Consider the following 20,929-nt stretch of genomic DNA (forward strand, 5'->3'; position numbering starts at 1 on the left):
TGATGGGCTATCAACTATCAACTTAATCCTTGATATATGGCAGTTAACTTAGCTTCTAGTTCCGGCGATTTTGCCGTGAAATGAATGTAAAAATGACCTGGTTCTGCTGGATATTCTAACACCTTAGCATAGACATCTTCCGCACCAGAACCGCACATATCACTACTAAAATTCAGCTTAATGTTAGTCATAGGTAAAGGTAAATAAGCCTCATCCTCTGACTCAGCTTGAACCTTAGCTTCCCGCGCCGACAATTCCACAATAGTACCAGAAAAGACATTTTCCCCGACGTGCTTTCCTTCCAAAACCGTATATTGTAAAGAGATGGGTTCTGGTAGGACCACAAATAACTCTTTTTCCCTTTTTAAATACAAGTTATAAGGTACACCCACTCCTCCCAATTCATAAATGGTAATCGGTTTTTGTACCCCCTTGGGTTGCACCTGTTTTTCTCCGGTAATTCTCGCCATTCTCCCTACCGCTTCTAGGGTAGATTCAGAAATCAGAATTTGTCCCCCCGTGGTGTAAGATTCAATCCGATAAGTTAAATTAACATTCTTACCCACCACCCCATATTTAGTTCGTTTTTCTGAACCAATATTACCAACTACCACCTCTCCCGTATGCACCCCAATTCCCATCTCTAAATTAGCATAACCCCAAGCCTTCATAGTTTGGTTAATTGACTCCATAGCCAACTGCATAGCCACCGCACAGGCGATCGCTCGCTGCGGGTCATCTTCCCGGACATTAGGCGCACCAAATAGCACCAAAATCCCATCACCCATAAACTCATCAATGGTCCCATTATAATGAGTAATAATATCCGCCATAGTTGACAGATAAAAATTCAGAATCTTGACGACTTCTTCAGGATTTAAACGTTCAGAAGTTGCCGTAAATCCTCGCAAATCCGAAGTTAAAATCGTGATAGTCCGTCGTTCTCCCCCCAACTGCAAACGCTCATGACTTTCTAGCAAATTTGCCACCACTTCATCAGTTACATATCGCCCAAAAGTCTTGCGGATATGAGCCTTTTCGGTGCGTAGTTTTTTAATGCGAATGTGGGTTTTAATCCGCGCCAGCAACTCCTCTTTATTCAGCGGTTTAGATAAATAATCATTCGCGCCTAATTCCAGTCCCACCACTAAATCAGAAATCCTATTTTTCGCGGTTAACATCATAATTGGCAGTTGATGAGGTGGCCAATCTTCCCTAATTTTTTCCGTCACTTCATAACCAGTCATGCGAGGCATCATCACATCCAATAAAATCAGATCGGGAATAAAACCGGACTCTAAAATTTTCAGGGCTTCCATACCATTAGTAGCCTGAGTAACAGCATAATTTTCCAAATAAAGATAATTCGCCAAAACCTGTAAATTAATCGGGTCATCATCAACAATCAGAATTTTAAACTGATTGTTATCTGGAGCCAACTTAGACCCCGCCATAGATTGATTATTTTCAGTTTCTGGTATAGCAGCATCCCACAATACATCAGCATTCACCAGCGCCGCCTCATTAACCAGTAGTGAGTCCGCCTTAGCAGTAGTTTCTGGTATTTCCTCACTGATAGGAAGAGTAAAGGAAAAAGTAGAACCCGACCCCACCACCGAATCTAACCATATTTTACCCTGGTGTAATTCCACCAACTGTTTAGTGATGGCTAAACCCAAACCCGTGCCGCCATATTGTCGCGCCGTTGAACCATCACCCTGTTCAAAGGATTCAAAAATACGATGATGTTTTTCTGGGAGAATACCAATACCAGTATCAGAAATATTAATCACAGCCATGGAGTTATTCGCGTCTGTATCTAACACCGAGGCGGTAATTTTCACAGTTCCCGAATCGGTAAACTTAATGGCATTACCAATTAAATTATACAGAATCTGTTGGAGGCGATTTTCATCAGCATTAACCGCCGGAAAATCATCAGGTATTTCATTAATTAACTCAATATCTTTATTGCCAATCAGAGGTTTACTTAGCACTACAACAACTTCGACAATTTCCCGCAGACCTAAAGGTTGCAGTTGTAGTTCTAAGGTTTGATGGCGCAATTTGGAGAAGTCAAGAATATCATTAACTAGAGTAGATAAACGATGTCCACTTTTAGCAATCATAGACAAGTTTTGGCGCTGAAGTTCTGTTAAAGGTCCCGCGACACCATCCAGCATTGATTCCGACAAGCCAATCATACCATTAAGAGGAGTACGCAGTTCATGGGATGTATTAGCGAGAAACTCATCTTTGAGTTCATCCATACGCTTGAGAGCATCGTTTTTCTCTTTCAATTGCTTGGTAAAGTTTTGGCGTTCAATCTCGGCTTGTCGGCGCTGAGTAATATCTTCAAAAACTCCAATTCCATAAACAATATCTTCTTCACTATCAAAAATTGGTGTAGCCATCAGGGAACAGCAAATAGTTTGATCTGGGTGACGAATTTCGATATTTTCAATGGGAACAGTTTTGCCTTTTAATGCCCTAACTAACGGCAATGCTTTGGTGGGATAAAGCTGGTCTGTGCTACTTAAATATAAATGATTTATCTCGGCAAATTCTTCTAAAGAAACCTCTGGGATATGTTCAGCCCTGAATAATTTTTTTAACTTTTGATTGGCATAGTATATCTTGCCATGTTTATCATAAACTAAAACGCCAACTGGCAAGGCTTCTAGGAATTGTTTAAGCCAATATTCTCGGTCAGAAAGCTGGCGATTTAATGCTTCACTGAGGCTGTTTTGGGCTTCTAATTCACTAAAAGATTGCCGAATTTGTGCGGCCATTTGATTAAAAGATTCAGCTAATTCTCCGACTTCTTGACAACGGGAAATATGGACGGTATGTTCCCAATCACCTTGGGCAAATTTCCGGGCTGCTTTATTTAAGTTAACTATCGGTCTAGTTACCCGACTAGCCATGAATATACCGATACAAATCGTAATAGCTAAAGCCACAAGAGATAGCATAAAAGTGATTTTGGCATTATGATTAATTCTGCCCATAAAATCTGACTCTGGCATGACGACGACAATCAGCCAATTTAACCCCCATTTATCCTGATAACGCACGACATCAAGAAACTGCTTTTCTCCGTTGATATAAAAGCTACTTTGATGGCTGGTTTTAATCTGGCTTAAATGTTCAAAATTTTGGCTAAAATATGCTGCTGTGCCGCTAATTATGGGGTGATTAACCTGGGAAATATGCAGGCGTTGGGCTACATTTTGATCATCCATTGTATAGGGGGGAAAATTAGTGGAGGAAGCCACTAATAAACCGGAGGATTCCACAATAAAAACTTCCCCATTTGGGCTAACTTCCAAACCTCCCAAAAAATCATTAATTAAAGTTAGCACAAAATCCACCCCAATCACGCCGATCAATTGACCTTGACTGTCAGAAAGTGGATGGGATGCAGTAATCCCTAATTTACCATTGGGAAAGGCATAAATTGGACTCCAATTTGGTGCATTTAAGGCGAGAGTTTTAGTGTACCAAGGTCGGATTCGCGGGTCATAGATAGTTTGATTATAAAAATCACCTCGCGCGCCTTCTGGTGTGATCATATAATATAAGCGATTCGGTGATTCTTCGACACTTTTGGCTCGAAAAGAACCATCAGATTCCCGACTCACATAAATAAATTGCCCTTGTTCATTGCCAATATAGACAGCATAGACATTCTCAAAAAGTTGTATAATTCTCCATAAGAATTTTTCGGATCTTTCAATATCATCAAAGCTAATATCTCCTTGAATAGTATCTTTAATCAGAATTTCAGATAAAAGATGGGGACGTTGTAACAATTTGGCTAGATTACTTTTGACGCGATTAGTTGCTTGCTCACTCAGTTGGTTAGCTATATCCATAACCGCCTGCTGACCGTTGCGCCAAGATAGATATCCTGTGACTCCCACTGTGGCGAATAGCTGAAGCACAAAAGGAACAATAATTATCTGTTTGAGAGGGACTTGCTCAAATAGGTTAGAGGTTCTCTGCTTTAATAATTTGATTAACATAGGTTCAGATTACAAAGGGGTGAAATCACAGTATGGATGATCAACTCTGATTGATTACTCATCATCCCAGTTAGTTTTGAGGTGGCTACCCTCGATGATTCGATGAACCCCAAATTATGGCTACAAGATGTCATTGGCATGATTTTTTCCCGGTTATTGAGGGTCGGAAAGTTCCATAACGCCAGGTTTCAAGGGAGTAAATATAATCATATCAGATCCAATGACGGCATTACGAGCTAAAAGCTGACGATCGCGATCTCGGATTTCCAGACGAGTAAAATCGAGCGATCGCACTTGCTTAAATAATTGATTAGCCAAACGACTTTGATATTTAGATTCTAGCTGATACCATCGATCGCTAACCTCAACTTCTAATAAACTCCCGGCAAAATTCGCTTTAACTGACCCAATAAAATCCTCGCCATAGGCTGTAGTTAGTTTAGCAAGGCGATCGCGAATTGAGTTGGTTAAAGAAGGTTCCACAGTCAAAGTAGAAGCAATCAAACCCACAGGTTCCGCCGCCTTCGGGGTAATTAGTTCTGGAGGTAAACGACCCGGCTCTATTTCGGTTTCCGGGTTCGGGGGTTCGCCTTCAGGAACTTCTGGGGTTTCTGGTTCGGCTTTGGGTTCGGTTTTCGGTTCGGAAATAGTTTCCGCAGTGACGGGGACCTGTGGCGGTGTCTCGGTTGTGGTCACTGGTGGGATGTCCTCAACTCTCTGATAATTGGTAGCGGTTTCCGGTCCAGACTTCGAGAACAGCAGCAGTCCTACACCAAATATGACTAATAAAATTGCACCCCACCACCAAACATAACCACGGCGACGACGGGGAATTTGAGGGTCGGCTTCCAATTGGTCAATGGTGCCTTCCAAAATTTTAATGATTTTCCGTAATAATGCGATCGCCAAATCCCGCCAAGGGTGACGTTGAGACCTAGGCGGTGGTGAATAGGGTAATGGTCGCTTGGGTTCAGAAGACTGCGATCGTTCCGTGGACATATTGGAGTTTCCATCAAGGCTGCTGCATAGTAGCTATCGCTCAATTTACCTTAGCGATCGCCACTTAATCAATTTTCTGGAAAATTTGCCAATACCCTCGTGATTAGTTGGAGTTGATGATTTTGCTCATGGAGTGATATGGTCATGACCCTGCGAGGGTATATTGCAGCCTTTGTGTAGATAGAAACCGGATTTAGCCAAAAGGTATCGTATATACAAATATACAAGTTAGGCATTTTACTGCCTTTTAGTCGGAAAAACTAAGCCAGCACTGGCATTTCTAGGTTAGTTTCCTCAAAACTCAGAGCCACAAGGGGGCTAGATATCCGACTTGCAGATCGTTGGAGACTTACTATAAAAGACAGGTTAGGCATTTCTTCGTGGCAGTGTTGGCAGTACCAATAAATTCGGTTATGGTTGATATGCCTTAACATAGGTGAACCACAGCAAGGACAGGTACTCATAATTTAAAACTCCAAGTTGATCAAAGTTGATGGTTAACGCGGATTTATTAAGCTCTGTTTACCCAGTCTAGGTAGCCTTTGTGAATAAGTTGTGAAGTATTATCTACATTTTCTGATGCGCCATATTACCGATCGCAATTGCTAATTGATTTCAAAATATGCTAACAAGATTTGTATTCAATTACACCAATCTATCAATTTCCCTATTCCCAAAAATTTCTGGTACATTCGCGATCGCTCACTGTTATAACATTATACACAAATTGCCTGGAATTAAGTTAAGGAAAAACTAAATCTATCCTATCAACAGGTTAAAATCCCTGATCCCCGCATGACTCTGGGAGGCTATGGCCTGGGGGTTACAGTAGAAAATCAGTGCTTAACTGTCTACCTAGCCAACATTCCCCCAACCACATAGCGATCGCTATCTTTAGAAAAATTTAATCAAGTTTTTTTTATCGAGTTATGGTAAAATATTATGGGTGTCGGAATCATGGATTTGGGCAGCCAACTCGCTGATATTTAACCTAGTTTTGCTGGGGATTAATATCAATAAAACATGAAAATCAACGGAGTTTCCCTTAGTTAAGCGATGTTTTCTGTTACCCCTGTTAAGGACCTGGTACTAATTGGAGGGGGTCACAGCCATGCGATCGCTCTCAAAGAATTAGCCATCAATCCTATTCCCAGACTACGCCTCACCCTAATTTCTGATGTGTACCATACTCCCTATTCGGGGATGCTACCGGGATATATAGCCGGACTATATAAGTTTAACGATTGTCATATAGATGTGCAAGCCTTAGCCAATTTGGCGAAAGCCAGACTATTGATAGATCGCGCCATTGGTTTAGACCTACAAACGAATCAAGTCCTGTGCGCCAACCGTCCCCCCGTCCCCTTCGATATCCTATCCATAGATATAGGTAGTACCCCCAACACTATCACGGTCCCCGGTGTCCAACAACAGGCCATTCCGGTGAAACCTATTGCTAAATTTCTGAACCACTGGGATAAAATTGTGGAAACGGTGAGGGAAAACCGGACGCAGAAAATGCGATTAGCAGTGGTTGGCGGCGGCGCGGGGGGAGTGGAATTAAGCCTAGCCATATTTTCCCGTCTCCAACAGATTTATGGTCTCGACAGCACACTACCAGAAAATCACCTAGAGTTACATCTATTTCAAAAAGGCGATCGCCTAATTCCCCAACACCACCGGGAGGTTAGTCAGCGTTTGCAAAAACTTTTCAGCGAGAGAGGTATCAAACTACACCTAGGGGAAACCGTGACGGAAATCGAAGGAAAATCCCCCCATACTATTCATTGTCAATCAGGATTAACCCTAAAATGCGATCGCCTGTTTTGGGTGACACAAGCCAGCGCCGCCACCTGGTTAAAAGACGCAGGACTAGCGACGGACGAACAAGGATTTATCCTAGTTAACGATTACCTTCAGTCTATCTCTCACCCTGATATTTTCGCGACTGGAGATATCGCCACCATGTTAAACCATCCCCGACCCAAAGCCGGAGTTTTCGCGGTCCGTCAAGGAAAACCCCTGGCGGAAAACCTGCGACGCAAAGCCAACCAACAACCCCTACAAGCCTATCGACCGCAGAAAGAATTTTTAATCCTAATTAGTACAGGGGACCAACAGGCGATCGCCTCACGCGGCTGTTTTCGTCTGGGTCCCCATCCCCTAATTTGGCAATGGAAAGACCATATTGATCGGCAATTTATGAGCCACTTTACCCAGCTTGGTTAAACCGGGTCAATTAACCCATCCAATTCTATCACCAACTCCCCCATGGGAATCAATTTAATTTGGCGATCGCCTTGGGGAGTATGACTCAAAATAATCTGCAAATAATCAGCCGGACGATAGGGGAGACGTTCGGACCACTCCACCGCCACCATACCCGGTTCCACCTCCACCCCCTCCCAATACAATGAAATATTCAACCCCTCAATTTCCGACTCATTCAGGCGATATAAATCCAAATGATACAGAGGAAGCCGTCCGCTTGTATACTCATTAATCAAAGTAAAAGTCGGACTATCCACTGATTCGGAAATCCCCAAACCTTTAGCGATACCTTGCACTAAAGTAGTTTTACCTGTCCCTAGATTACCCTCTAGCAGAATTAAACTATTAGCACCAAGCGATCGCCCCAATTTCACCCCCACAGCTTGGGTGGCGATCGCATCAGCCAGAGATAATATAACCGCATCATTCATCGGCTCACTCCTTGCTCAATTCTACTAATTCACCCACCCAGAAAACTCCTTTATTTGTTTCCATGATTTTTTTTAAAGTCAAACTCCTTCTCAAGTTCCTTATTCAGGAAATAGTTTAAAAACGTCCTAATCACAGCAATCACCCCCAATTTAATTAGAGTTTCCTCCGTCGGCGCTACCGTAGTCGCCAGAATATCAGCCCCCAGTTGAAATTCTAGGGCTAATGCCAACCACACCCCAAACCTAATCCGTAACTCAATAAACAGAAACTCATCATATTTAAATTGAGAAAATCGAATCGCCAGTTGTCCGGTTTTCGCCACGCCAAATAACACACAAAAAACCGAAATGGTCTCTAATAAAAACTTCGCCAAATCAACTAGCAGTTTGAGTCCAGCCTCAGCCGTATATAACCATTCCATAAGCTTTTCATGCTAGGTAGAGTGACCCCGGCTATGTTAGTAGTGCCAGCCAGATCAGAATCAGCGATCGCGATTTGGGCAAGGCTACCACTAGACAGACCCACCGGGTTTCAGGTTATTATATATATAGAAGTGCGAGACGTTTAGGAGTCAAATAAGGCTGCAATGCCTGAAATAACCTCCCAGTGGGACTTTCACCCCTTGGTGAAATATAAGGGATTCGCACCCTGACCATCCCATAACTGTTTATATGTCCCAACGTTAGGTATAGAAATATACAAAACAAGGCAGGGAACTCAAGGTCAAAAACGCTAAATTAGAAATCTAATGATTCCTTAACAATTGCGTTGAGAGTAACGGCGATAGCCACCCCCAATTTTAGGATTCACAACCCTGGGATTGAAGCGGGGAACGGAAGGCGTGAGGGAAAACCTATTCCCAATAATCCGACCACTGCCAACCATCCATGACTAAGGAAACCTGAATGTTCCGACTTGAACCATCGTCATTATAAAGTAGCGAAACAGGTTGACACGCTGCGCTCAAAAGAGTAAGGGGAAAAGTAGGAGTCTTTCTATACTACCTACACAGACCTTTTTAAGTACCCCGGTGGAAAGGACAAGTCTAAAGATGGAATGCCCATATAAACGGAACGTTTTAACCCCTTTTAGGCTCTGATAATCTGGTCGAGAAAGTCAGTAGTGAAAGTGTAAGCGCAAGCCTATTAGGGGGTGAGATGTGACCAGAAGCCAACGCCCTATTGTAATGGTAGGGATATGCTGACGGGTCACGGTTTGATTGCAAGGATAGAGCCGAGTAGGAGTCAATATGACGAAATCGAGAGAAAGTGAGGGATTCGGTAAACCGAGACCCACCAAGACTACGAATGTATGGAGAAGTGTCAATTGGGCTAAGGTTCAACGGTACGTCTTTAAGCTCCAAAAGAGGATATTCCAAGCAGCTAAATCGGGACAGGACGCAAAGGCAAAAAGGTTGCAACGTCTATTGGTGAAATCATACTATGCCAGGCTCTTAGCAGTGCGACGAGTGACCCAAGATAACCAAGGCAAGAAAACGGCTGGAGTTGATGGAATGAGAGCAATCTCACCAAGACAAAGGTTTAAACTTGTTGAGAACATTAAAGGAAATCTCAAAGTAAAACCACTGCGACGGGTGTGGATTCCAAAACCTGGTAGGGATGAAAAACGCCCCCTGGGAATACCCACAATCCAAGACAGAGCGAGACAAGCCTTGGTTAAGTCGGCACTTGAGCCCGAATGGGAGTCAAGATTTGAAGGCACGAGCTACGGGTTTAGACCAGGAAGGTCAGCCCACGACGCAATTGGTAGAATCTATGCTGCCATAAAGTTAGGACAATACTATGTTCTCGATGCTGATATAGCGAAATGTTTTGACCGAATAAACCATGATTACCTACTGTCCAAAATTCATTGTCCAAGCAGCCTGAAAAGAGACCTAAAACAATGGCTCAAAGCAGGTGTGCTAGATAACGGTGTATTTGAGGATACAGAAGCAGGGACACCCCAAGGAGGGGTTATAAGTCCACTCCTAGCCAACATCGCACTGGATGGAATAGCTAGGTTAATTGAAACAATGTATCCCAAGAAAAAGAACAGGGTACAAGCCTCTGTGATAAGATACGCCGATGATTTCGTGGTACTATCCCCATCACTCGAAATCATTGAACAGTGCAAAACTGCAATTTCCAAATGGCTTGAGCCTGTTGGACTAGAAATTAAACCCGAAAAGACCCGAATCTGCCACACGCTCAAACCAATTGAGTATGAGGGAAAAACAGAAGAGCCTGGGTTCGACTTTCTGGGATTCAACATCAGGCAATATACAGTAGGAAAATACAAATCTGGGAAAACAGGTGGGACAGCAAGTCGAGTAATCGGTCATAAAACCCACATCAAACCCAGTAAGAAAGCAGTTAAAGCTCATACAGAAGTGATAAAAGGTGTAATTAAACAACTCAAAACAGCACCTCAATCAGCCCTGATTAACAGACTAAACCCGATAATCCGGGGATGGTCAAATTATTACTCAGGGGTCGTTTCAACAAAAACCTTCATTAAACTAGACCATAAAATCTGGTTAATGATACGAGCATGGACAGAATCAAGATGCGGAGAGGCAAGTTACGAAAAGCTAAAAAACTACTTCCACAAAGGAACGGTTAAACTTAGCAATGGGAAAGAAAGACATGAATCCTGGTTATTCATGACCAAAGAGGGATTCCAGCTATGGAAACACAACTGGACTCCGATTGTCAGACATACCCTAATACGCCCTGACGCAACACCATACGACGGAAATTGGACTTACTGGGCAACCAGGAAAGGACAAGCAATCGAAACGCCAAATAGGGTAGCAAAACTACTTAAAAAGCAAAAAGGCAAGTGTACCTGGTGTGGGCAATACTTTACCCCATCAGATATAATAGTTGAAGTTGACCACATTGTACCTCGAAGCCAAGGCGGAAAGGATGAATACAAGAACCTTCAACTATTACACCGCCACTGTCACGATGATAAAACGGCGTTAGACAACGCCAATGCTGTATCCTTAACAATGGAACAGTCAGACTAGGAGCCGTGTGAGGTGAAAGTCTCAAGCACGGTTTTGAATGGGAGGGGGTAGAGGCGACTCTACTCTCGACCCCTAATTTCTGGGAATCAAGTGCCAGCCAAAATTGGACTCCCCCCTGAACCCAGGGGAAAGATTGACCCCGACAGTGACAGTTACCCAAATGTCATATTGATACCAAACTGCCACTATCCAATAGGTCATAATTAAATGGAAGCCCAATTTTTTTGCCGATCATGTCACAACTACCAGTAAAGTTTTAAAGACCGTGCCAGTAAGCAGTCGCTAATCTTCAGATCGAGAGTCATCAATGATCACTTCTAACTTAAATTGGACGAACTTAGCCAAAAGCAAAAGCCTAATGGCTGAACGCAACCATGATCCCAAAGCGATCGCGATTTGGGCCTGTGGGATTGAAATGATTTATCAATCTGGACGGCAAAGTTTTAAAGTCCTCAAAGGCATTGACCTGCAAGTTCGCTCTGGGGACATACAACTTTTGATGGGACCAAGTGGGTCTGGTAAAACCACATTACTCTCAATTTTAGCCGGACTTCTCACCCCCACAGCCGGGCGAGTCATGTTGTTAGACGAAAATATTACCCAAATGTCTCGCCAACAGTTGGCACAGTTTCGGCTAAGGAATATTGGCTTTATTTTTCAGGGGTTTAACTTGTTTCCAGCACTCACGGCCGCGGAAAATGTGGAAGTTGCCCTAAATATCAAAGGCATTCGTGGACGGAGAGCGCGTCAGGAAGCCCAAATACGGCTCGATCAAGTGGGTTTGGCTGATAAGAAGCATTTGCGACCCCGTGACCTTTCTGGGGGGCAAAAACAGCGGGTAGCGATCGCTCGCGCGTTGGCGGGAAGTCCTAAACTGATTATGGCTGATGAACCTACAGCAGCCTTAGACTCTAGCAGCGGTCACGCGGTTATTGATGTCTTGCGGAAGTTGGCTAAGGAAGACGGCGCGACGGTGTTAATGGTGACTCACGACCCCCGCATCATTGATGTGGCCGATCGCATTCTACATCTCGAAGATGGCAAAATTCAGCACTAACCATGGATAGCCAGTTACCAGTTAACTTTAACGCAGTTGCTGCCGCCTCCGCACGTCTCCAGGGCTACATTAAGCCCACCCCAGTGGTTACATCTACCACCGTGAATCGACTAACTGGGGGGACGGTTTTTTTTAAGTGCGAGAATTTCCAACGTACCGGATCATTTAAGTTTCGTGGTGCTTTCAATGCCCTATCTTTGCTAGATCCGAAACGGCAACAGGGCGTGTTTACCTATTCCTCCGGCAATCACGCCCAAGCGATCGCACAAGCCGGGTCAATTCTAGGAATCAACACCACTATCATTATGCCAGACAATGCCCCCGCTGTCAAGCGATCGGCTACAGCCAATTATGGCGCGGAAATTGTCCTGTATAATCCCTCGGAAGTAGTGCGAGAAAAATATTGTCAACAACTAGCCGAGGAAAGAAATGCTACCATTATTCCCCCCTATAATCATCCCGATATTATCGCCGGACAGGGAACTACAGCATTAGAGTTAATTGAGGATGTAGGAGAATTGGATTTATTGTTAGTTTGTTGTGGCGGCGGTGGCTTGCTTTCCGGTTGTGCGATCGCTACTCGCCAACTTTCTCCGGCTTGTCAAATTATCGGCGTTGAACCCGCTTTAGCAGACGATGCTACCCGGTCATTTAAGACTAAAATTCTCCAGACTATTCACAACCCCCAAACTATTGCTGATGGCGCGAGAACACCTTATTTGGGAAGTCTCACCTTTCCGATTATCCTAGAGACTGTTGATGATATGGTAACGGTTTCCGAAACTCAAATTATTGAGGCGATGCGGTTTTTATGGGAAAGGTTAAAATTGGTGGTAGAACCCACCGGAGCATTAGCCACAGCCGCTTTACTTTCGGGAATTGTCCCCGCTGCTAATCGTCGTGTTGGGGTGATTATTAGTGGCGGTAATGTGGATTTAAAAGAGGCGATCGCTTTATTTCAATAATTGGGTAGGTTAAAATCAGGATCGCTTTTTAATAAACCTTCAAACTGAGCAGCCGTCAGGGGGGGACTGAAAATATAACCCTGAATTTCATCACATAAATTGTCATAAATAAACGCCAGTTCTTCTTCCGTTTGTACCCCTTCCGCCACCACCTTTAAGTTAAGTTGTTTGGTCATCATAGTAACCGCCTTCACAATAGCTTGAGTTTTCGGATTTTTATCAACATCCTTCACAAAGCAACGGTCTAGTTTCAAAGTATCAAAACGAAACTTATTTAAATAGTTAAGAGAAGAGTAACCCGTCCCAAAATCATCAATGGCAATTTTTAAACCCAGAGAATTTAATTCCTTTAACTTCCGGATAGATAACTCCTCATTTTTCACCAAGATACTTTCGGTTAACTCTAGTTCCAAATAAGCCGGATCTACCCCTTCACTTTGTAAAATTTCCCTTAAATGGTGGCAAAAATCAGGATGATTAAACTGATCAGCTGAAACATTAATCGCTACCGGAATTAACAGGCCTAAATTTGCCCAATTTTTGATTTGATTACAAGCCGTTTTAACTACCCATTCTCCAAGAGCTTGAATTAAACCTGTTTCTTCAGCCAAAGGAATAAATAACGCCGGTGGGACTAGACCATTATTGCGCCTATTCCACCTCAGCAAAGCCTCAGCACCCACAATTTTACCAGTTTTTAAGCAGACTTTTGGCTGATAATAAAGTTGTAACTCATTCCTGGCGATCGCTTTTTGCAAATCCGCTTCTAAAGCCAGACTATCCGCTGAGATCACCTGTAAACTATCTCGATATACTGTACAGCGGTTTCCTCCATAACTGCGACTCGAATTTAAAGCAATTTGACTATTTTTTAACAGCGAATCAATCTCCTGACCATGAAGAGGATACAGAGCAATTCCCATACTAGACATAATCACAATTTCATGACCCCTAATTAATAAGGGTTCAGCCACAGCATCCCTGAGTAGTTGGGCTTGCTCATGGACTTGATTTTCCGAGCCAGTGAACTCACCAATAATCGCAAACTCTCCACTGGTCAAATAAGCTACAGTCCCCTGATTATCCATAGCTTTAACCAGTCTTTCTCCCACCGCTTTAAGTAGTGCTTCCGCCGACTCATAACCAAGGATGTCATTAATCCGCTTAAATCTATCTACACTCAAACAGACAATGGGAATTAATCCCGAATCGTAACTTGGTAAATTCTCTAAAATTTGTTCAAAGCGATCGCGCAAAGCCAAACGATTCGGTAAATTAGTGATTCCGTCCCAGTCCAACAGTTGATTCAGTGGTGATTCTGTAGATACAATTTGACTCTGATTATTTTGATAATACCGTTGCATATTGGAATATTTTTCTAAACGCACGGTAATTGATCGCATTAGCTCCGCTGCTGAACAGGGTTTAGTAATATAATCATCAGCACCCAACTCCATAGCCTTGCGGGTATTCATGCGATCGGCTAAAGCCGTCATAAAAATAAACGGAATAATTGCCGTTTTCGGGTTCTGTCGAAGCTGTGCGAGAACCCCATAACCATCAAGTATCGGCATCATCACATCACACAAAATCAGATCAGGTTGCTCCTGTTCAGCCAGTTTAACACCCCGCAGACCATCGGTAGCTTCCAACACTTGGAAATTCTCAAATGTTAGCAGTTCCACCAAGTTCTCTCTGACCAATCTTTCATCTTCAATAATCAGAATTTTTTTCATTCCTCTAATTTAGATGGCAAGATAACTGTACAAGTTGTTCCTATTCCTTCTTCACTTTCCACCCGAATTTCACCAAGCTGTAAATCTACCGCTTTTTTCACCAAAGGCAACCCCAGTCCTGTTCCTGATATATTCCCCACATTGCTACCACGGTGAAACGGCTCAAATAGGTGTTTGAGATCCAACTTAGGAATGCCAATACCTGAGTCCTTAATCATCAAGATAACCCGATCATCCTCACAAGTCAAGTCTATTTTAATATCCCCCCCCGCCTGGGAATACTTAATCGCGTTAGAAATCAGGTTAGTTAGTATTTGTGAGATTAAATACTCATCAAGTCTGGTATCCGGGAAACTGCTAGGACAGGTAAAAATTAAATTGTGTTTATCCGTGGTTAGTTGAATTTCCGCAATTAAGTTAGCGCAAAACTCTTTCAGATTCACCACCACGGGATGGGGGATTAACTTGCCAGATTCCGCTTTTTCAATGATGAGAATATCATTTAAAAGTTCTGTCATTTGCTGGATTCCTACCCTGATTCTCTGAAAATGGGTGCGTTTTTTGTCATCGGAAATTCTCTGACTATAACTTTCTAATAATCCAGCCGAGAAAGAAATAGTAGTTAAGGGAGTCCTTAACTCATGGGAAATTGTCGTAATTAAACGAGTTTTTAGGTCTTGAAATTCTGCCTGTATTTGGTCTATTTGTGCTTGGGTCTCATCCCGCCAATCATCATTGTCACTTTGCAGAATATCAAGCTGTTCTTGGAGTTGATAAACTGATTGATATAATATGGGATTGTTCAGAATTTGTAAAAGTCGGTAACTCGAAATTAATCCCAATAAATGATTTTCGTCATTAACTACGACACAAAAATCAGTTTTAGCATTATTAAATAATGAAATTAGGCTAGAGATATTCGGCAAATGTGACTTTTTGAAGACCAGTGGTAATTCCTTCATTACTTCTGCCACTTTAGTCTCATTTAGATCTATTTTTTTCGACACGACATCGACTACCTCCTTGGCGCTGAATGAACCAATCGGGGTACTGTCATTGACAACCAAAACAACTTGTGCGTCCAACTCCTTCATTAGAGCGATCGCATCAATTATTTTAGTCTCCGGTCCAACAATAATAGGTGAAGTATCTATAATAATTTTCTCTGATGATAAGAGTGCTAAGTGAAACTGAACCCACTAGCCATCAAAGCCAGGGTTTTCCGAGTTCAACAACTCCCCCTCACTGAAAGGGTTTACCATATTCAGTTATCGGGAACCCGTTGACCCCAATTGGCAATTGTGCTAGACCCTGGGAATACCCTGATAGCTCAAGGGATTCCTGCACTACAACATTCTAGCACAATGAAAATAAGATCTTACTTCTGCGATCGCCCCTCTCGTCTTAGAGTCCACCACCAAAAAAGCCTAATTTCCTTAGAAACCAGGCTTTCAATGATTAGTTTGAGTTAGGAAGACTACCACTTTAACAAGTTAAACTCTTCCATATCGACCGTATCACGGTTACGATAAATTGTCAAGACGATCGCCAAACCGACCGCCGCCTCCGCCGCCGCCACGGTAATGACAAACACCGCAAAAACTTGACCCTTAATACTCCCAGAGTCCAAATAGTTAGAAAACCCCATCAAATTGAGGTTAACAGCATTAAGCAGTAACTCAATAGACATGAGAACCCGGACCGCATTACGGCTAGTAATCAATCCATAGATACCAATACAAAACAAAGCCGCCGCGACCAATAGAAAATATTGAAGTTGCAATTCCATAAACAATTTTTAAGATTTCCAAGTGTCTGTGTAATGCCATCGGGATCACCACAGCGAAGGCCTAACCCAGGGTTAAATAGCCTCGCTGTAGATTAACCGATCGCTACTCTAGCCATTATTCGGAGGAATCCTCAGAGCTACCAGAAACGGAGACCAGTTCCCGGGGGCGCTCGGTGAGCATTAAAAGAGGTGTAGTTGTAGTTGGCGCGTTAGAAGCATCGGGGAGAAAATCCCGACGAGCGAGAACAATAGCTCCCACCATAGCCATTAGCAAGAACACAGAAGCTAACTCAAAGGGTAGCAAAAAGTCAGTAAAGAAATGTTCACCAATAGCGATCGCCGAACTTTCAATGGTCACCACTGTAGTCGTAACCGACCATGGCGTTGATAACACCATAGTAGACAACAGAGCAAATAAGCCCACACAGACCACAGCCGTAGCAATTTGGCGCAGCCCAGCATTAGGTAAAACCCGAAAATCCTGTTGTTTGTTAACCAACATGATCCCAAACAGGATCAAGACATTAACAGAACCGACATAAATCAAAACTTGAGCCGCAGCCACAAAATCCGCATTGAGTAGGAGATATAATCCAGCCATGCTCATAAACACGCCTCCCAGCAAAAATGCCGAGTAAACGATATTTTTGAGCAAAACCACACCCAAAGCGGAGCCAATCATCATGATGGTTAGCAGGCCAAAGGAAACGACCTGAACCCCTTCTGCTAAATTCACGGGCATATCCTAGAGTTATCAAAGTTTGGGTAATGGAGACATTACCCCTGCCAAAGTTATTAAAATCAGGCTTTTTCTGCCTTAGCTTGGGATTCCCCATCCCGTTGTTGTTCCATCTTATCGAGAATTTCCTCTGGACGCAAACCAGAACGACGGGAATTTGGGGGAAGATCGTGGGGGTCCATAACTCCCTTGGGTAAATAGGCAAGTTCCCGCAGGGGAGTCACCATCGGATCATCAGTCACCTTGTAGGGTAACCGTCCCAGTGCCACACTATCATAGTTCAACTCATGGCGATCGTAAGCCGCCAGTTCGTATTCTTCCGTCATTGACAGACAATTAGTCGGACAATATTCGACACAATTACCGCAGAAGATGCAAACGCCAAAATCGATGCTGTAGTGTTTGAGTTTCTTTTTCTTAGTTTCCCGGTTAAATTCCCAGTCTACGACGGGGAGGTTAATGGGGCATACCCTGACGCAGACCTCGCAGGAGATGCACTTATCAAACTCAAAGTGAATGCGACCCCGGAACCTTTCGGAAGGAATCAGTTTTTCATAGGGGTATTGAACAGTAATGGGTCGCCGCTTCATGTGGTCAAAGGTGACAGATAGACCCTGACCGATATATTTAGCGGCTTGAATGGTTTCCTTGGCGTAGTCGCCAACTTGGTTAAGAAACTTGAGCATAGTGTTTTCGGAGTGTCTTAGCTTGGGTTAACTTAAGTTTAGGGATTAGCCCCCTTTAATATTTATCCCCCAAAAGCTATGGGAAATGCTAGTTTTAAGGCGGCTGTTAGCAAAAGATTTACCAAAGCCACGGGGAGTAAGAATTTCCAACCCAGGTTAAGCAGTTGGTCAATACGAACCCTAGGGACGGTCCACCGGATCAGAATAGCAGTAAATACCAGTAGATAGGCTTTCAGGATAGTCATGGTAATGCCGAGACTGGCGGTTAGCACCTGTAACCAAGGGGTGGTTTCACTCACGCCCAAAAGTCCTGCGATCGCCACGACGGGAATCGGAAAATTCCAACCCCCAAGGTACAAAACTGATACCAACAGGGCAGATAGTACCAGGTTGACATAGGAAGCCAGGTAATACAGAGCAAATTTCATCCCGGAATATTCCGTCTGATATCCAGCGATCAACTCTTCCTCAGCTTCTGGTAAATCAAAAGGTAATCTTTCACACTCAGCCAAAGCGGCAATACAGAAAATCGCAAAACCCACAGGTTGTCGCCAGACGTTCCAACCCAGGATGCCATAGCCGGACTGTTGTTGCACAATATCAAGGGTACTGAGGCTATTAGACATCATCACCACGGCCAACACGGCTAGGGCGAGGGGAATTTCGTAACTGATGGACTGAGCGGCGGCCCGTAGCCCTCCCAGTAGGGAGTATTTATTATTGGAAGCGTAGCCGGACATCAGTAGACCAATAGGCTGAATACTCGATAGGGCGATCCACAAAAATATTGCTGTCCCCAGATTAGCGATCGCCAAATTTTGTCCAAACGGCACAATCAGGTAAGACAAAAACACCGGAATCGACACAATAATCGGGCCGAGAGTAAATAATAGCGGATCTGCCTTAAACGGGACAATATCTTCCTTTAGCAAAAGTTTCAGGCCATCTGCCAGGGGAGCCAAACTCCCCATCGGGCCAATATATTCGGGTCCGATACGTTGTTGAGCGGCGGCGGATATTTTTCGTTCCAACCAAACCGATCCTAATACTCCTACGGTAGCACCAACTAGCATTAATCCCATGGGAAATGGCATCCACAGAATTTTAGCCACCCCTGTTGGTATACCCAAATCTAGGAGGACTTGAATGAAACTTCCTTGTATATCAATTCCTGGATTCATATATTATTCGCATTCAAAACGGCTGCAATTCCCCTGATCAGTATAACCGCTGGAGGGACTCAAATCTTCACGAGCGGGGGAAATTTTCACCGCCGGGGGAATTTCTGCCCCCAAAAAAAGGAAATGGGGGGGGCTATTGCCCTTTCCCCCAATCCCAATCTGTAGTGGTTCAATACCTATTTAATCACTGGACCTTGCAGGTCGATCGCACAGTTGCGGTCATGAATGGGGATATAAGTTTCCGCATGATTTCCCGTGTAGATCTGGGTGGGTCGATAAATGCGGTTCTTGACCAATTGTTCTTTCCAGTGCGCTAACCATCCAGCTACCCGAGCGATCGCAAAAATCGGAGTAAACAAGTCCGAGGGAATACCCAATTTCCGGTACACCAAACCAGAATAGAAGTCCACATTGGCATAAATACCCTTATGTCCCAACCGTTCCTGAACCACCTTTTCTAATTCCACCGCCACTTCATAGTATTGGTCGGAACCAAACTTCTCAAACAGTTGCTCTGCCAAATTCTGAAGAATAGTTGCCCTCGGGTCTTTGACTTTATACACCCGATGACCAAAGCCCATAATTTTGGCTTTTTTCTCCATCAAGCTATCTAGGTAGGGCCGGACATTTTCCACAGAACCAATTTCTTCGAGCATTTCCAGAACTTCCTCGTTAGCACCCCCGTGCAGTGGACCTGCTAAAGTTCCCACCGCCGACGCGATCACCGCATAGGGGTCAGTTAACGTCGAAGCTGTCACCATTGCCGAAAATGTCGAAGCGTTGATGGTGTGTTCTGCATGGAGAGTTAAGCACACATCAAAAACACGAGCTGCTAACGGGTCCGGTTCCATTTCACTCAGCATATATAGGAAGTTGGCGGAGTAGTCCAAATCGTCCCTGGGTTGTACCGGATCATTCCCTTTCCGCATCAGTTTAAAAGCTGCTACCATCGTCGGAATTTTCGCCAGCAGTCGCACTACCGCTTGGCGAATGTACTCGGGATTATCTAAGGCGCGACGGGAGTAGAACAGCCCTAAAGCAGCCGCTGAGGTTTGCAGAGCATCCATGGGGTGACCGGTTTCGGGAAAGCATTTCATCATGTCCCGAATCCGATATTTAATCCGACGGTGATAGCGGATTTCATGCTCAAAATCTGCGAGTTCGTCTTTCGTTGGCAGTTTTCCCCAGATCAACAAATAGGCAGTTTCCAAAAATGTGCTTTGTTCAGCCAACTGCTCGATGCTGATCCCTCGGTATTCCAGGAGTCCTTTTTGTCCATCAACGTAGCTGATGCTTGACAGCGTAGCGGGAACGCCCTCTAAACCGGGCTTAAACTCACTCGTTGTAGTCATAGGAGCTTTTCTATATGTGTAGAATGTACAGGTATTACATTACCAGACACATTGAAACAAACGCCATTTTAAAATAATTAATTAACAAATGGCTGTTAATAAAAGTTAACGTTCATTTAGTCCCAACAAAAATTTAGGAGCTGTCAACCAAAACAGACGGGAATTCCCTTGTATCATACCCTGTTTGGGAATTTTGATTCCAATTATACCAGCTTTTTTCACGATTAAAACATCTGCAGATTTTTGCCAGATTAGATATTCTGCCCAATTGCCTAAATCCGGTTGGTGTCCGACTAGCGCCCAATCCTTATCCCTAGTTTTGTCATGGTTTCCGTACCAATCTAACCATTGTTGAATGTCACCATCAGGGGCTAGGGCTGGCAAGATTTCTAACCGGGAACTCAGTCCGGTTGATTGGAGAATTTCGGCGGTTTGTCTGGCGCGCACAAGAGGACTGGAAAGTATACAATGAAACTGAATTTTGAGCTGTTTCAGTGTAAGGGCTACTTGACGGGTTTTGCGATCGCCTTCTGGGGTGAGGGGACGTTGTTCGTCCTTTTGGTAAGTACCGCGATCGGCGGCGATTCCATGACGAATTAAATATAAGTTACTCATCTCAAAATTCCCGAATTGATTGCTAAAGATACATTGAACGTGGAA

18 protein-coding genes are annotated in these 20,929 nt (G+C 43.7%); 4 read left to right on the plus strand and 14 right to left on the minus strand.

Features of this window, described 5'->3' with window-relative positions:
• Positions 1-17: 17 nt before the first annotated feature.
• The 3 genes from HFV01_RS23455 to HFV01_RS23465 form a co-directional block, all read right to left on the minus strand.
• Positions 18-4,028 (minus strand): response regulator, encoded by a 4,011-nt coding sequence (locus HFV01_RS23455; protein WP_193520429.1) that lies wholly within the window; start codon positions 4,026-4,028, stop codon positions 18-20.
• A gap of 153 nt (positions 4,029-4,181) precedes the next feature.
• On the minus strand, positions 4,182-5,027 hold the full coding sequence (locus HFV01_RS23460) for a hypothetical protein (protein ID WP_193520430.1): 846 nt from the start codon (positions 5,025-5,027) through the stop codon (positions 4,182-4,184).
• A 260-nt stretch (positions 5,028-5,287) separates the two neighbouring features.
• Positions 5,288-5,491 (minus strand): hypothetical protein, encoded by a 204-nt coding sequence (locus tag HFV01_RS23465; RefSeq protein ID WP_006667902.1) that lies wholly within the window; start codon positions 5,489-5,491, stop codon positions 5,288-5,290.
• A 592-nt stretch (positions 5,492-6,083) separates the two neighbouring features.
• On the opposite strand from HFV01_RS23465, the gene HFV01_RS23470 reads away from it, so the two are divergent.
• Positions 6,084-7,256 carry an FAD-dependent oxidoreductase gene (locus tag HFV01_RS23470; RefSeq protein WP_193520431.1) on the plus strand — a complete coding sequence of 391 codons (1,173 nt, stop codon included), beginning with the start codon at positions 6,084-6,086 and terminating at the stop codon, positions 7,254-7,256.
• Here HFV01_RS23470 and HFV01_RS23475 read toward each other — a convergent pair.
• From HFV01_RS23475 to HFV01_RS31165, 3 genes are all read right to left on the minus strand, one after another.
• Positions 7,253-7,729 carry a bifunctional alanine racemase/tRNA (adenosine(37)-N6)-threonylcarbamoyltransferase complex ATPase subunit type 1 TsaE gene (locus HFV01_RS23475; protein WP_006667904.1) on the minus strand — a complete coding sequence of 159 codons (477 nt, stop codon included), beginning with the start codon at positions 7,727-7,729 and terminating at the stop codon, positions 7,253-7,255. The two genes, HFV01_RS23470 and HFV01_RS23475, sit on opposite strands and share 4 nt — an antisense overlap.
• 50 nt (positions 7,730-7,779) lie before the next feature.
• Positions 7,780-8,151 carry a DUF1622 domain-containing protein gene (locus HFV01_RS23480; RefSeq protein WP_006621634.1) on the minus strand — a complete coding sequence of 124 codons (372 nt, stop codon included), beginning with the start codon at positions 8,149-8,151 and terminating at the stop codon, positions 7,780-7,782.
• Positions 8,152-8,486: 335 nt separating this feature from the next.
• Complete coding sequence (locus HFV01_RS31165) at positions 8,487-8,615, minus strand: hypothetical protein (protein ID WP_318285902.1); 129 nt, start codon at positions 8,613-8,615, stop codon at positions 8,487-8,489.
• Positions 8,616-8,979: 364 nt separating this feature from the next.
• On the opposite strand from HFV01_RS31165, the gene ltrA reads away from it, so the two are divergent.
• The 3 genes from ltrA (at position 8,980) to HFV01_RS23495 (ending at position 12,786) form a co-directional block, all read left to right on the plus strand.
• Positions 8,980-10,764 (plus strand): group II intron reverse transcriptase/maturase, encoded by a 1,785-nt coding sequence (gene ltrA, locus HFV01_RS23485; RefSeq protein ID WP_193520432.1) that lies wholly within the window; start codon positions 8,980-8,982, stop codon positions 10,762-10,764.
• A gap of 307 nt (positions 10,765-11,071) precedes the next feature.
• Positions 11,072-11,821, plus strand: coding sequence for an ABC transporter ATP-binding protein (locus HFV01_RS23490; protein WP_193520433.1), 750 nt, complete (start codon positions 11,072-11,074; stop codon positions 11,819-11,821).
• A gap of 2 nt (positions 11,822-11,823) precedes the next feature.
• The gene (locus tag HFV01_RS23495) at positions 11,824-12,786 is read left to right on the plus strand and encodes a threo-3-hydroxy-L-aspartate ammonia-lyase (protein ID WP_006621637.1); all 963 of its coding nucleotides are present in this window, start codon (positions 11,824-11,826) and stop codon (positions 12,784-12,786) included.
• On the opposite strand, the gene HFV01_RS23500 is transcribed toward HFV01_RS23495, so the two are convergent.
• The 8 genes from HFV01_RS23500 to sixA all read right to left on the minus strand — a co-directional run bounded on the left by HFV01_RS23500 (position 12,780) and on the right by sixA (position 20,884).
• Positions 12,780-14,522: an EAL domain-containing response regulator gene (locus HFV01_RS23500; RefSeq protein ID WP_006621638.1), complete on the minus strand. Its 1,743-nt coding sequence runs from the start codon at positions 14,520-14,522 to the stop codon at positions 12,780-12,782. The genes HFV01_RS23495 and HFV01_RS23500 overlap by 7 nt on opposite strands.
• Positions 14,519-15,616 carry an ATP-binding protein gene (locus HFV01_RS23505; RefSeq protein WP_006667905.1) on the minus strand — a complete coding sequence of 366 codons (1,098 nt, stop codon included), beginning with the start codon at positions 15,614-15,616 and terminating at the stop codon, positions 14,519-14,521. The genes HFV01_RS23500 and HFV01_RS23505 overlap by 4 nt, the downstream gene beginning before the upstream one ends.
• Positions 15,617-15,999: 383 nt before the next feature.
• The gene (gene nuoK, locus HFV01_RS23510) at positions 16,000-16,305 is read right to left on the minus strand and encodes an NADH-quinone oxidoreductase subunit NuoK (protein WP_174447153.1); all 306 of its coding nucleotides are present in this window, start codon (positions 16,303-16,305) and stop codon (positions 16,000-16,002) included.
• 121 nt (positions 16,306-16,426) lie between these two features.
• A complete protein-coding gene (locus tag HFV01_RS23515; RefSeq protein ID WP_006621642.1) occupies positions 16,427-17,047 on the minus strand; it encodes an NADH-quinone oxidoreductase subunit J in 621 nt (206 codons plus the stop codon).
• 65 nt (positions 17,048-17,112) lie between these two features.
• A complete protein-coding gene (gene ndhI / locus HFV01_RS23520) occupies positions 17,113-17,736 on the minus strand; it encodes an NAD(P)H-quinone oxidoreductase subunit I (protein ID WP_006621643.1) in 624 nt (207 codons plus the stop codon).
• 62 nt (positions 17,737-17,798) lie between these two features.
• Positions 17,799-18,917, minus strand: coding sequence for an NADH-quinone oxidoreductase subunit NuoH (gene nuoH, locus HFV01_RS23525; protein ID WP_006621644.1), 1,119 nt, complete (start codon positions 18,915-18,917; stop codon positions 17,799-17,801).
• Positions 18,918-19,093: 176 nt separating this feature from the next.
• Positions 19,094-20,269, minus strand: a complete 1,176-nt coding sequence (locus HFV01_RS23530) for a citrate synthase (RefSeq protein WP_006667909.1) — start codon at positions 20,267-20,269, stop codon at positions 19,094-19,096.
• A 105-nt stretch (positions 20,270-20,374) separates the two neighbouring features.
• Positions 20,375-20,884 carry a phosphohistidine phosphatase SixA gene (sixA, locus tag HFV01_RS23535; RefSeq protein ID WP_006621647.1) on the minus strand — a complete coding sequence of 170 codons (510 nt, stop codon included), beginning with the start codon at positions 20,882-20,884 and terminating at the stop codon, positions 20,375-20,377.
• Between the last annotated feature and the right edge of the window lie 45 nt (positions 20,885-20,929).

The sequence above is a fragment of the Limnospira fusiformis SAG 85.79 genome, from assembly GCF_012516315.1.
In the GTDB taxonomy this organism is placed as follows: domain Bacteria; phylum Cyanobacteriota; class Cyanobacteriia; order Cyanobacteriales; family Microcoleaceae; genus Limnospira; species Limnospira fusiformis.